Genomic DNA, 12,946 nt, shown 5'->3' with positions numbered 1-12,946 from the left:
AGATTTTTATAAGAGACAGGAAAAACCCGTTCCGGATTACGCGGTCGCGCGGTCCGCCAACGCTGCCGGTGGCTCGTCGTCCATCTCGAAGGCCAGGGGGAACGGGGCATGCCCCGCCAGACGGAACCAGCGGACCTTGCGATGGCGCCGGAGCGCACGCGCGGCGCGCACCGCGTCGTTGTGGAAGCGGCGAGCCATCGGCACGCGACGCACCGCCTGGGCCAGCTCCCCCGCCGCGTCCTCCCCGCCCGGCGCCTCCCGTACCGCCTCCACCTGCTGCGCCTCCGAGAACACGGCCCGCAACGCCTGGCTCAACTCGCTCTCGGCGACCTCCCGTTGCTCCTCCTCCGCCAGCCGCGCCGCGTGAGCGGCCTCGTACAACACGATCGAGGCGGCCGGATCGAGCACCCCGGAGGTGGCCAACTCCTGGGCGACCGAGGCCCTGCGCAGCAGTTGCGCGTCCAGGGCCGCACGGGCGGCGTCGATGCGTGCGTGCAGCCGGTCGAGGCGGCCCGCGGTCCAGCTCAGGTAGAGGCCGATCGCGACCAGGCCGACGAGGATCCAGATGAGGGTTGCCGTCACGGGCGGCAAGGCTAGCGGCAAGGCCACCCGTCCGCGGTCACGCCCCCCGCACGTCCCAGGCGCACCGGAACCCACCGTGCCCCGTGGAGGAGTCAGGCGTGTTCCTCGACCGCGCGGCCACCCGGTAGCGGTTGCAGTACGAGGCGTGGCACAGGTACGAGCCACCCCGGATGACCCGTTCCCCGCCGGACGTCGAGAAACGGGAGAAACGGTCGGCGCACCACTCCCACACGTTGCCCGAGGTGTTGTAGAGGCCGAAGCCGTTGGGCTCGTACGCGTCCACGGGGACCGTTCCGGTCGCGCCCGACGGCCTCGTGCTCACCCGGGGGAAGTCGCCCTGCCAGGTGTTCATGCGGTCCTGTGAGAAGTCGTCGCCCCAGGGGTAGCGGCACCCCTCCAGTCCCCCGCGGGCCGCGTACTCCCACTCCGCCTCGGTGGGCAACCGGGCGCCCGCCCAGGCGCAGTACGCCAGCGCGTCGTTGTACGAGACGTGCACGACAGGGTGGTCCTCCCGGTCCGCGGCGATGTGCGACCCGGGTCCCTCTGGCGCCCGCCAGGAGGCCCCTTCGACGCCCAGCCACCACGGCGCGCCGGCGACCGCGCCGAGAACGGCGCCCCGCGCGCGTGAGTGCAGCATCGTATGGAACACGAACGAACTGCCGTACCGTTCCGCCTCGGTGTCGTACCCGGTCGCGCGCACGAAGTCGGCGAACCGGGCGTTGGTGACGGCCGTCGTGTCGATCCGGAAGGGGGCCACCAGCACGGTCCGGACGGGCCCTTCGGCGTCCTCGGGGTAGCCCTCGCCGAAGGCGTCCCCCATGCGGAACTCGCCTCCGGGCAGGGACACGGCGGCCTCGTCGTGCGCCACGCGCGCCTCTGCCGCTGCCCGGGGCCCCGGAGCGGTGAGCTGGAACACCGGACTCTCCGCCCCGTGCTCATGCCCCTCCCCGCGCGTGGGGGCACAGCACGACCCCTCGCGGACACCAGCTTCCTCGGCCCCGGACATACCCGTCAGTCCCGCCAGCCCCGTCAGCCCCTTCAGTCCCGTATCAAGCCGAACCGCGCGCGCAGACCCGTGCGTTCGTCGGCGGCGACGGCGGCCGCCCCGTCCGTCACTGTCTCGTACACCGACAGGATGTCCGCGCCGACGGTCGACCAGTCGAAGCGCCGGACGTGCGCGCTGCCCCGCTCCCGCAGCTCCTCGCGTCGCTTCGGGTCGCCGAGCAGCCGTACGGCCGAGGCGGCCAGTGCGTCGGCGTCCTCGTTGGCGAACAGCTCTCCCGCCGCGCCCTGGTCCAGGACCTGGGCGAAGGCGTCCAGGTCGGAGGCGAGGACCGGTGCGCCCGCCGACATCGCCTCGACGAGGATGATGCCGAAGCTCTCGCCTCCGGTGTTCGGCGCGACGTACAGGTCGACGCTGCGCAGGAAGCGTGCCTTGTCCTCGTCGCTGATCATGCCGAGGAACTCGACCCGGGAGCGCATCTCCTTGGGCAGGGTCTCCACGGCCTCCTCCTCGTCCCCGCGCCCGGCGACCAGGAGCCGTGTCCGCGGGCGTTCGGCGAGGATCTTCGGCAACGCCCTCATGAGCACCGGCAGGCCCTTGCGGGGCTCGTCGATGCGCCCCATGAAGCCGATCGTGTCGCCCTGCCACTCGGGGCGGGGCTTGGCGCCCGCGAAGAAGTCGACGTCCACGCCGTTCGGGATGACGACGGCGTCGCCTCCCAGATGCTCCACGAGTGTGCGCCGGGCGTACTCGCTCACGGCGATCCGGGCGCTGATCTTCTCCAGGGCTGCCTGGAGGATCGAGTACGCGGCGACCATCGCCCTGGAGCGCGGGTTGGACGTGTGGAAGGTGGCGACTATCGGGCCCTGCGCGGCCCAGCACGTCAGCAGGCCCAGCGACGGCGAGGCCGGCTCGTGGATGTGGATCACGTCGAACCTGCCGTCGTGCAGCCAGCGCCGTACGCGGGCCGCCGACAGGAAGCCGAAGTTGAGGCGGGCGACCGAGCCGTTGTACGGCACCGGGACCGCGCGGCCGGCGGAGACGACGTACGGCGGCAGCGGGGTGTCGTCGTCCGCGGGGGCGAGCACGGACACGTCGTGCCCCAGGCGGATGAGGTGGTCGGCCAGGTCACGGATGTGGAACTGGACGCCGCCGGGCACGTCCCAGGAGTACGGGCAGACGATGCCGATCCTCACGGTGTCTCCTTCCCGGAAGCCCGCGCGGCGTCCCGGTTCTCGGGGGCCTTGGCGGGATCCAGGTCGGCGAGCCACAGGCGCTGCAGCATGTGCCAGTCCTCCGGATGGTCGGCGATCCCCGTGGCGAAGGCATCGGCCAGCGCCTGTGTCATGACAGACGTCTTCTCCTCGCGTGTACCTGACTCGGGTACCGCGATCGGAGGGTGCACTCTGCCCCGCATCACGGGGGATTCGTCGTACCAGAGCGTCACGGGCATCAGCAGCGCGCCGGTCTGCTGAGCGAGGAGGGCCGGTCCGGCGGGCATCCGGGTCGTCTCGCCGAAGAAGTCGACCTCGACGCCGGACGCCGACAGGTCGCGGTCGGCGACCAGGCAGACCAGGCCGCCGTCGCGCAGCCGCCGGGCCAGCGTGCCGAAGGCGGAGCCCCCGTTGTGCGGCAGGACCTCCATGCCGAGGCCCTCACGGTAGGCGACGAAGCGGTCGTACAGCGTCTCGGGCTTGAGGCGTTCGGCGACGGTCGTGAAGGGTGTCTGGAGCTTGGTGGTGACCCAGGCGCCCGCGAGGTCCCAGTTGCCCAGGTGCGGCAGGGCGAGTATGACGCCCTTGCCGGCGGCGAGGCCCCCGGTGAGGTGGTGCAGGTCCTGCGGGTCGAAGCCGTGCTTGATCCGGTCCTCGCTCCACGCGGGGAGACGGAACGACTCCATCCAGTAGCGCAGGTACGAACGCATGCCCGCCCTGGAGAGCTCTGCGAGGCGCTCCGGCGACGCGTCCGGCACCACGCGCGCGTAGTTGCTCTCCAGCCGCTGTACGCCCTTGCCACGCTGTTTCCAGGCGAGGTCGGCGATGGTGCGGCCGAGGCGTACGGCGACAGGCTCGGGGAGCTTCTTCACCGTGCTCCAGCCGAGACCGTACAGGGCGTCCGTCAGCCGCTCCTGCGCGTTGCTCACGACGTCGCCTCACTCCCCTGCGAGGCGTTCTCGCTCTTGGAGGCGGCGGCTTCGGCGGCCTCCGCCTCCGCGGACTCGCGACGCACCGTGACGACCCGCTGGATCAGCGTGACGAGGCTGCCGACGGCGACGATCCACAGGGCGACGGGCAGCAGGTACTGGATGCCGGGCACGCCGAAGGTGTGCATGCCGGCGAAGCCCGCCGCGACCAGCGAGACCACGAGCCGCTCGGCGCGCTCCACCAGCCCGTTCACGGCGACCGGCAGGCCGATCGATTCTCCACGTGCCTTGGTGTACGACACGACCTGGCCGCTCGCGAGGCAGAAGATCGAGACCGCGCACAGCACGTTGTCATTGCCGTTGCCCGCGTACCAGAGGGCGAAGCCGCCGAAGATCGCGCCGTCGGCGACCCGGTCGAGCGTGGAGTCCAGGAAGGCGCCCCAGCGGCTGGAGCGGCCGAGCTGACGGGCCATGTTGCCGTCGACCAGGTCGGAGAACACGAACAGCGTGATCACGACCGTGCCCCAGAAGAACTCGCCCCGGGGGTAGAAGACCAGCGCGCCCGCGACCACTCCGGCGGTGCCGAGGAGCGTGACCGTGTCGGGGCTGACCCCACGACGGATGAGAAACGCGGCGAACGGTGTGAGGACACGCGTGAAGAATGCACGCGCGTACTTGTTCAGCATGGCCTTCCCGAGGGTCGGTTGGCCGCGCGGCCCCTGCTGGCCACCGGCGGGCCCATCGTAGCCACGCGCGGGCGTCCACGACGGCCGGGCACCCACGCCCCGTGTCACGTCCCGGCTGCGGCCTGGTCACAGCGCGATGGCGGCCCGTTCACCGAGCCGGAGGCGGCACGATCACGTCCGTCGTATGGACGCACCGTGACGGGAGTGGAAAGCTCGAAGGACCGCGGGCGTCATCGGAGCCGCCACCGCACGCGGATCCGCATGTCCGCGCCCACAGTGACCTCACCGTGCACGGGAGGCAGGATCATGGGCGACAAGGCGAACGCACATCCCGGAGCCGCCGGCAGGGCTACGGCGGCCGACCACCCCGCGTCCGTACGGAATGTGGTGCTGGTCGGCCACTCCGGATCGGGCAAGACGACTCTGGTGGAGGCTCTCGCGCTGACAGCGAGAGCGGTGAACCGGGCGGGCCGCGTGGAGGACGGCGGCACCGTCTCCGACTACGACGAGATCGAGCACCGGCAGCAGCGCTCGGTGCAGCTCTCCCTGGTCCCCGTCGAATGGGACGGGATCAAGATCAACCTTCTGGACACTCCCGGATACGCCGACTTCGTCGGGGAACTCAGGGCCGGTCTGCGAGCGGCGGACGCGGCCCTCTTCGTCGTCTCGGCCTCGGACGGCGTGGACGGCTCGACGCGGATGGTGTGGGAGGAGTGCGCGGCGGTCGGCATGCCGCGCGCCATCGTGATCACCCACCTCGAAGCGGCCCGCGCCGACTTCGACGAGATGACCCGGACCTGCGCGGAGGCCTTCGGCGCGGACGACCCCGACGCCGTACTGCCCCTGTACCTTCCGCTGCACGGCCCGCAGGGGCCGGACGGGCACGCTCCGGTGACGGGCCTGACCGGGCTGCTCTCGCAGAAGCTGTTCGACTACTCCTCCGGGGAGCGCAAGGAGTCCGAGCCGGGCGCCGACCAGCTGCCACTCATCGAGGAGGCCCGCAACCGGCTGATCGAGGGGATCATCGCCGAGAGCGAGGACGAGACCCTCATGGACCGCTACCTCGGCGGCGAGACGGTCGACTTCAAGACGCTCGTCGAGGACCTGGAGCGGGCCGTCGCGCGTGGGGTCTTCTTCCCCGTCCTGGCCGCCGCCCCCGCGGCCGACGGGTCCCGGCAGGGCCTCGGCACCGTGGAGCTCCTGGAACTCGTCACCGGTGGCTTCCCGACCCCACTGGAACACGCGGCGCCGACAGTCACCACACCGGACGGCAAACCCCGCGAGGTGAAGACCTGCGACCCGGACGGGCCACTGGTCGCCGAGGTCGTGAAGACGGCCAGCGACCCCTACGTGGGCCGGCTGTCCCTGGTACGGGTCTTCTCCGGCACCCTGCGACCCGACGAGACGGTGCACGTCTCCGGGCACGGGCTGGCCGACCGCGGCCACGAGGACCACGACGTGGACGAGCGGATCGGCGCCCTGTCCAGGCCGTTCGGCAAGCAGCAGCGCTCCCTGTCGCACTGCATAGCGGGCGACCTGGCGTGCGTGGCGAAACTGAACCGCGCGGAGACCGGCGACACGCTGTCCGCGAAGGACGACCCGCTGCTCATGGAGCCGTGGGAGATGCCCGACCCGCTGCTGCCGCTCGCCATCCACGCGCACAGCAAGCAGGACGAGGACAAGCTCTCGCAGGGCCTCGCCCGACTGGTCGCCGAGGACCCCACCATGCGCCTGGAGCAGAACCAGGACACCCACCAGGTGGTGCTCTGGTGCCTGGGCGAGGCGCACGCCGACGTGGCGCTGGAGCGGCTGCGCAGCCGGTACGGCGTCCAGGTCGACGTGATCCCGCACAAGGTCTCCCTACGGGAGACGTTCGCGGACAGGTCGCAGGGCCGGGGCCGCCATGTGAAGCAGTCGGGCGGGCACGGGCAGTACGCGATCTGCGAGATCGAGGTGGAGCCGCTGCCCGGCGGCTCGGGCATCGAGTTCGTGGACAAGGTCGTCGGTGGTGCCGTGCCGCGGCAGTTCATCCCCTCCGTCGAGAAGGGCGTGCGGGCCCAGGCCGCCAAGGGAGTCGCGGCCGGTTACCCGCTCATCGACGTACGGGTCACGCTGCGCGACGGCAAGGCGCACTCCGTGGACTCCTCGGACGCGGCGTTCCAGACGGCCGGTGCGCTGGCGCTGCGCGAGGCGGCGGCCGAAGCGAGGATCCACCTCCTGGAGCCGGTCGCCGAGGTGACGGTCCTGGTCGGCGACGACTACGTGGGACCCGTCATGAGCGACCTGTCCGGGCGGCGCGGCCGCGTCGTCGGCACCGAACAGGCCGGTGGTGGACGCACGGTCGTACGGGCCGAGGTACCGGAGATCGAGATCGGGCGGTACTCCGTCGACCTGCGCTCCCTCTCCCACGGCACCGCGCGCTTCAACCGCGTCTACGCCCGGCACGAGCCGATGCCGGCCCAGATCGCCGAGAAGGTCCGTGAACAGGCGAAGGAGGGCTGACAGTTCGGTGAGGAACCGCCGCGTCGCCCTGGGCTCGGGGTCCGGGCTCGGGGCGCCGGGCAGTTCGGGGGCGGAGTGACTCGTGGTGCGGGGACGGACGCACGGGGTTGCTCTCAACTTCGTGACGGCGAGCGGCTTTCGGTGCCCGATGACGGATGTCGGTGGGTACGGATACGCTGATCACCTGATCGAGCTGTGGCCCGTTCAGGCCGCGTTCCTCGCGTTGACCTGATCAACAGGTGTGCGGAGCACGGAAGTCGGGAAGGCCGCAGAAGCGAAACTGTGGCGATGGGGGCGGCGGTGGCGGACGACGGATTCGACTTCACACCCGGTGCGCAGGTGCCGCTCACAGGCACCGCGGGCCAGACGGCGGCGACCTTCGCGCTGGCGTCGGCGGCCTACCGGGACAACGAGGTCGCGGAGATCCTCAAGGCCAACAACGAGTGGCACAAGTCCACGGTCAAGGAAGGCCGCAAGTGGGCGACGATCTTCCGGCCCAACCTCGGCGAGGCCTTCTCGCTGGCGGTGCGGGACCGCATGCTCGGGGCCGGCCGCAAGTCACTCATCCAGTCCTTCGGCATGGAGCCGCAGGTCGTCGTCGAGCACTGCCTCGCGGCGAACCGCATCCGCCGCGAGCGGGACAACTGGCTCACGGCGGTGATGGTGCTGTGCGGCCTGCTGTTCCTGCCCGGCCTCCTGCTCTGGCTCCTGGTCTTCCAGATCCGGACGACGGTCGCCAAGCGGGAGGACAAGCGGGCCGGAGCCCTCGCCACCACACTGCTCGTGGCCATGGGCGCTCTCGCGGTGGTCGTCCTGGTCAAGATGCCGTTCACCGGCTTCTGGGCCTGGTACGCACGCGCGTCCCTCGTGCTGCCCGTGGTCGGCTGGTTCTGGGCCAAGCAGATCTGCGAGCGCACGGCCCACGACCTGCGCGAGCGCTGGGCGGGCCTGCTGGCGGGCGGTGGCGTGGGCGTGAAGATCCCCGAGGTGGTGCCCGGCAGTCCGAACGAGAGCAAGGCCGAGCAGTTGCGCCAGGAGCTCCACCGGCTCAGCGCGGAGCAGCGGTCCAACCTGGTCTTCTACGCCGGCCCCAAGGGCGTCCTCGGCATGGGCACCCGCTGGGGCAGCTGGCAGCTCGCCGAGGACCTGGTGCCGGCCGATCCGTCCAAGGAGATCCACCCGTTCCGCAGCTGGGACGTCATACGGTCCATCCACGACCAGCTGCGCATGCTGGAGCGCGGACCGCTGAACACCGGCGGCTTCCCTCCCCCGTCGATCAAGCACTGGATCGTCAGCCCGATCGGTGAGGGTGCCGGCGAGGTGTCACGGCCCGAGAACACGGACGTCGAGGCGTACCAGTTCAAGACCCACGCCATACAGGAGATCTGCAACAAGCAGCAGTTCGGCAGCGGGAACCGGCACTACCTGGGTGTGCAGTGGACGCTCTGGGACGGCCAGTTGATCATCACGATGATGATCACCGTGACCGTGCTGCACCAGACGTTGCGCATCGAAGTGACCGGGCATGCGCTGGGGCCGGTGCACGGGCTGTTCACCACCAAGCCGACGGCCAAGGAGAAGACGGTCCAGAAGTCGATGCGGTTCTGGGAGACCCGCACGGTGAAGCTCCCGCTGGTCGGCACGGACGAGGTCGTGCGGCTGACCGCGCGGGCGCCGCTGACCGCGTATCCACCGCTGCTGAACTGGCTCGGCGGGTCACTGGCGCTGCCCGAGCCGTTCGGGATGCGGCACGCGTGGGCCGACCAGCCGTGGCGGCACCGTTTCATGGCGGACGACGCTCTGCGCGCCGCGACGCCCGTGCTGCGGGTGGTGCACTCGGCCGCGATCAAGGTCCTCGAGGAGAACGGCGTGGACACCGAGAAGTTCGGCGCCCGTTCCTCGTTCCTCAGCTCGGCGGTCCAGGACCCGGCACCGCGGAAGGCGGACCTGTACGACGCGTAGTGCCTCCGGCGGTTGGCGGGTGCTCCTCGTCTGCCGAGTTCTGCCGGTGGCCGACTGCTGGTTCGTTGTGGCTGGTCGCGCAGTTCCCCGCGCCCCTTTCGGGGCGCGGCCCAACCCTCAGCCTGCCGGCCAGGCCTCCGCCAACATCTTCCGCGTATCGGCCAGCAACTGCGGCAGCACCTTCGTGTGCCCGACCACCGGCATGAAGTTGGTGTCCCCGCCCCAGCGGGGCACCACGTGCTGGTGGAGGTGCGCGGCGATACCCGCGCCCGCGACCGTGCCCTGGTTCATGCCGATGTTGAAGCCGTGCGCGCCGGAGGCGTTACGCAGGGCGGTCATGGCCTGCTTGGTCAGCTCGGCGAGCTCGGTGGTCTCCGGTGCCGTGAGGTCCGTGTAGTCGGCGACGTGACGGTAGGGCACGACCATGAGGTGGCCGCCGGTGTACGGGTACAGGTTGAGCACCGCGTACACCTGCTCGCCGCGGTTGATGATCAGACCGTCCTCGTCGGACTTGGCCGGGATCGAGCAGAACGGGCAACCGTCGTCGGCCCCCGGACCGGTGGGCTTGTTCTCGCCCTGGATGTACGCCATCCGGTGGGGCGTCCACAGGCGCTGGAACGCGTCCTGCGTCCCCACTCCGATCTGCTGCTCCGGCTCACTCGTCATGCAGTGCAGCATATGACTTCACCCGGACGAAGCGTGTCGCCGGGGCGGCGGGCGGGGTGGGACACGGAGGACGGCGCAGGGCCCCGGAACGGTGAGCTCCGGGGCCCTGTGTGCCTGTGCGCGTACGGGTCAGACCTGGACGCGGTCCGCCACGACCTGCGCGATCTTGGCGATCGCCTCGTCGACCGGGATTCCGTTCTCCTGGGAGCCGTCGCGGTAGCGGAAGGAGACGGCGTCGTTGGCCATGTCCTCGTCGCCCGCGATGACCATGAACGGCACCTTCGCCTTCTGGGCGTTGCGGATCTTCTTCTGCATGCGGTCGGAGGAGGAGTCGACCTCGACGCGCAGGCCCTTGCGCTTCGCCTCGGCGGCGAACTTCTCCAGGTACTCCACGTGCGCGTCACCGATCGGGATGCCGACCGCCTGGACGGGCGCCAGCCACGCCGGGAACGCGCCCGCGTAGTGCTCCAGGAGCACCGCGAAGAAGCGCTCGATCGAACCGAACAGGGCACGGTGGATCATGACCGGACGCTGCTTGGAGCCGTCGGGGCCCGTGTATTCCAGGTCGAAGCGCTCGGGCAGGTTGAAGTCCAGCTGGACCGTCGACATCTGCCAGGTGCGACCGATGGCGTCCTTGGCCTGGACGGAGATCTTCGGGCCGTAGAAGGCGGCGCCACCCGGGTCCGGGACCAGCGGGAGTCCCTGCTTCTCGGCGACCTGGCGGAGGGTCTCGGTGGCCTCTTCCCATGCCTCGTCCGAGCCGACGAACTTCTCCGGGTCCTTGGTGGACAGCTCCAGGTAGAAGTCGGTGAGGCCGTAGTCGCGCAGCAGGTTCAGGACGAAGGTGAGCGTCTTGTCGAGCTCGTCCGCCATCTGCTCGCGGGTGCAGTAGATGTGCGCGTCGTCCTGGGTGAAGCCGCGGGCACGGGTCAGACCGTGCACGACGCCCGACTTCTCGTACCGGTACACGGTCCCGAACTCGAAGAGGCGCAGCGGCAGTTCACGGTACGAGCGGCCGCGCGCGTCGAAGATCAGGTTGTGCATCGGGCAGTTCATGGGCTTGAGGTAGTAGTCGACGCCCTCGTCGAGCTGCATGGGCGGGTACATGCCGTCGGCGTACCAGTCCAGGTGGCCCGAGACCTCGAAGAGCTTTCCCTTCGTGGCGTGCGGGGTGTAGACGAACTCGTAGCCCTCTTCCTCGTGACGGCGCCGCGAGTAGTCCTCCATGACCCGGCGGATGATGCCGCCCTTGGGGTGGAAGACGGCGAGGCCGGAGCCGATCTCGTCGGGGATGGAGAACAGGTCCAGCTCGTTGCCCAGCTTGCGGTGGTCGCGCTTCTCGGCCTCGGCGAGGAAGTCGAGGTGCGCCTTCAGCTGGTCCTTGGAGGGCCAGGCGGTGCCGTAGATGCGCTGCAGCATCGGGTTCTTCTCGCTGCCGCGCCAGTACGCGGCGGCGTTGCGCATCAGCTTGAACGCCGGGATGTTGCGGGTGGTGGGCAGGTGGGGACCGCGGCAGAGGTCCTTCCAGCACAGATCGCCGGTCTTGGCGTCCAGGTTGTCGTAGATCGTCAGCTCGCCGGCGCCGACCTCGACGTCCGCACCGTCGTCGGAGGAAGCCGAGCCCTTGAGGCCGATCAGCTCCAGCTTGTACGGCTCGTCGGCGAGCTCTTCCCGGGCGTCCTCGTCGGTGACGACGCGTCGCGAGAAGCGCTGGCCGCGCTTCTGGATCTCCTGCATCTTCTTCTCGATGGCCTTGAGATCCTCGGGCGTGAACGGCTTCTCGACGTCGAAGTCGTAGTAGAAGCCGTCCTTGACCGGCGGGCCGATGCCCAGCTTGGCCTCCGGGAACAGCTCCTGCACGGCCTGCGCCATCACGTGCGCGGTCGAGTGCCGCAGGATGTTCAGGCCGTCCTCGGAGGAGATCTCCACGCTCTCGACGGTCTCGCCGTCCTTCACCTCGTACGCGAGGTCCTTGAGCTCGCCGCCCACGCGGGCCGCGACGATGGTGCGCTCGCCGGAGAAGAGGTCGGCGGCCGTAGTGCCCGTCGTCACCACGCGCTCTTCCCGCTCGGAATCGCGTTGGATGATCACACGGACGTCTGACACCGGTCTCTCCTGCCTGAAGGGTCCACATTCCCCGCTTGGGCATTGCAACGCAATGCTGGAAGTGGTTAGGGAGGATCCTACCGAGCCCCGGGTGCCCTCTGCGAAACGGTTATCCCCTGCGGGCTTCAGTCCCCGCCGCACGCCTCCTCGAAGAAGGCCATCGTCTCGGCGGTCTCCTGGAGGGACTTCATCAGCCGGTCCCGCTCGGCCTCGTCGACCTGCACGGGGGCGACCCCGGAGGCGTCGGTGAGCCGCCGGAACCCGCCCCGGCTCTCCAGCCTGCCGTGCACGCGGACGGGCAGTCCGACGAGATGGGCGTGGCCCGCGATCCGGTACGACTCCTCGTCCAGCGTCATGCGGACGTGCGGTACCTCGGCCCCGGCGAGGACGCGGAGGCGCACGGTGCCCGCGCCGCTGGGTCCCGAGCGGCGCATCCGTACGACGGCTCCGGTGAGGCGTACCGGCACCGAGGGCTCCTCGCGCAGGTAGCGGGCCCCGGCCTCGCGCAGCGCGGGCAGGTCGCCCGGGGAGAACTCGACGGGCTCGGCCGGTGTGGCGCAGCCCTCGGGAACCCCGGCGGCGGGTGCCCATGCGACGGCGACACGCGCGCCCTCGGTGCCGCGGACGAGGGCGACCAGGGACTCGGTGAGTTCGTGGCTGACGCCCGCCTCGATCGCGCTGTCGAAGGCGTCCATGCCGCCGGTGGCGCGCCGGTAGTCGACGGCCTCGCGGGCCGCGTACAGCGCCTGGTGGAGGCGTACGGCGAGGGGGCGGCCCGTGGTGACGGGCACGAAGGCGGTGAGGCGGCCTCCCTCGGGCGCGGCCCCGATGAGGACGTCGTCCAGGGACGCGGCGGCCTGGCGGCGGTGGCGGGCTCCGTAGTAGCCCGCCCGTGCGCGCGTGGCGAGGGCGCCCGCGAGGAGCATCCGGCGGGCGGTGGTGCGCAGTTGGTCCTCGACGGTCCAGGAGGCGGCGCCGACGGGTCCCGTCGGGACGTCCCGCCACCAGCTGATCTCGTCGCTGGGGACGGAGAGGGCGAGGAGGACGTCGCGGGCGGACGGGGACCCGCTGCGGGAGAGCGCGTCGAGGGCCTCGCCGAGCAGGTCGTCGCTGTCGGGGAAGGCACGGCTCTCGGGCACGAGCAGGCTCGTGCCGGCGCCGCCCGGCCCGGGTGGCGTCCAGCGGCCGTAGCGTCCGGGCGCTCCGCCGCGTCGCTGCCATCCGTGCCTGCGCAGGAGGGCGCCGAGGACCGCCGGGTCGACCCGGCCGGGCTCGGGCGGCCGGGTCCAGTGGGGG

Annotated in this window: 9 protein-coding genes and 1 pseudogene; 2 read left to right on the top strand and 8 right to left on the bottom strand. The window is 70.8% G+C overall.

What is annotated here, in order from left to right; all coding sequences use genetic code 11:
* Positions 1 to 36: 36 nt before the first annotated feature.
* The 5 genes and pseudogenes from FNH08_RS29520 to pgsA all read right to left on the bottom strand — a co-directional run bounded on the left by FNH08_RS29520 (position 37) and on the right by pgsA (position 4,470).
* Positions 37 to 582 (bottom strand): LemA family protein, encoded by a 546-nt coding sequence (locus tag FNH08_RS29520; protein ID WP_194238659.1) that lies wholly within the window; start codon positions 580 to 582, stop codon positions 37 to 39.
* Positions 583 to 619: 37 nt separating this feature from the next.
* Positions 620 to 1,588 (bottom strand): formylglycine-generating enzyme family protein, encoded by a 969-nt coding sequence (locus FNH08_RS29515; RefSeq protein WP_152774580.1) that lies wholly within the window; start codon positions 1,586 to 1,588, stop codon positions 620 to 622.
* A gap of 32 nt (positions 1,589 to 1,620) precedes the next feature.
* On the bottom strand, positions 1,621 to 2,781 hold the full coding sequence (locus tag FNH08_RS29510) for a glycosyltransferase family 4 protein (protein ID WP_322725691.1): 1,161 nt from the start codon (positions 2,779 to 2,781) through the stop codon (positions 1,621 to 1,623).
* Positions 2,778 to 3,728 (bottom strand): phosphatidylinositol mannoside acyltransferase, encoded by a 951-nt coding sequence (locus FNH08_RS29505; protein ID WP_322725689.1) that lies wholly within the window; start codon positions 3,726 to 3,728, stop codon positions 2,778 to 2,780. Before FNH08_RS29505 ends, FNH08_RS29510 begins: the two co-directional genes overlap by 4 nt.
* Positions 3,725 to 4,470, bottom strand: a pseudogene (gene pgsA, locus FNH08_RS29500) (phosphatidylinositol phosphate synthase). Before pgsA ends, FNH08_RS29505 begins: the two are co-directional and overlap by 4 nt.
* A gap of 250 nt (positions 4,471 to 4,720) precedes the next feature.
* On the opposite strand from pgsA, the gene FNH08_RS29495 reads away from it, so the two are divergent.
* Positions 4,721 to 6,916 carry an elongation factor G-like protein EF-G2 gene (locus FNH08_RS29495; protein WP_152774578.1) on the top strand — a complete coding sequence of 732 codons (2,196 nt, stop codon included), beginning with the start codon at positions 4,721 to 4,723 and terminating at the stop codon, positions 6,914 to 6,916.
* A 288-nt stretch (positions 6,917 to 7,204) separates the two neighbouring features.
* Positions 7,205 to 8,878 (top strand): hypothetical protein, encoded by a 1,674-nt coding sequence (locus tag FNH08_RS29490; protein ID WP_152774577.1) that lies wholly within the window; start codon positions 7,205 to 7,207, stop codon positions 8,876 to 8,878.
* 117 nt (positions 8,879 to 8,995) lie between these two features.
* On the opposite strand, the gene FNH08_RS29485 is transcribed toward FNH08_RS29490, so the two are convergent.
* From FNH08_RS29485 to FNH08_RS29475, 3 genes are all read right to left on the bottom strand, one after another.
* On the bottom strand, positions 8,996 to 9,556 hold the full coding sequence (locus FNH08_RS29485) for an HIT family protein (protein ID WP_152774576.1): 561 nt from the start codon (positions 9,554 to 9,556) through the stop codon (positions 8,996 to 8,998).
* A 117-nt stretch (positions 9,557 to 9,673) separates the two neighbouring features.
* On the bottom strand, positions 9,674 to 11,650 hold the full coding sequence (thrS, locus tag FNH08_RS29480) for a threonine--tRNA ligase (protein WP_322725687.1): 1,977 nt from the start codon (positions 11,648 to 11,650) through the stop codon (positions 9,674 to 9,676).
* Between the two features lie 125 nt (positions 11,651 to 11,775).
* A partial coding sequence (locus FNH08_RS29475) for a hypothetical protein (RefSeq protein ID WP_152774574.1) occupies positions 11,776 to 12,946 on the bottom strand: 1,171 nt, incomplete at its 5' end.

The organism is Streptomyces spongiae (assembly GCF_009377185.1).
GTDB classification, from domain to species: Bacteria; Actinomycetota; Actinomycetes; order Streptomycetales; family Streptomycetaceae; genus Streptomyces; species Streptomyces spongiae.
Note: the sequence above shows the minus strand (reverse complement) of the source record. Positions and strands in the feature narration are given on the sequence as shown.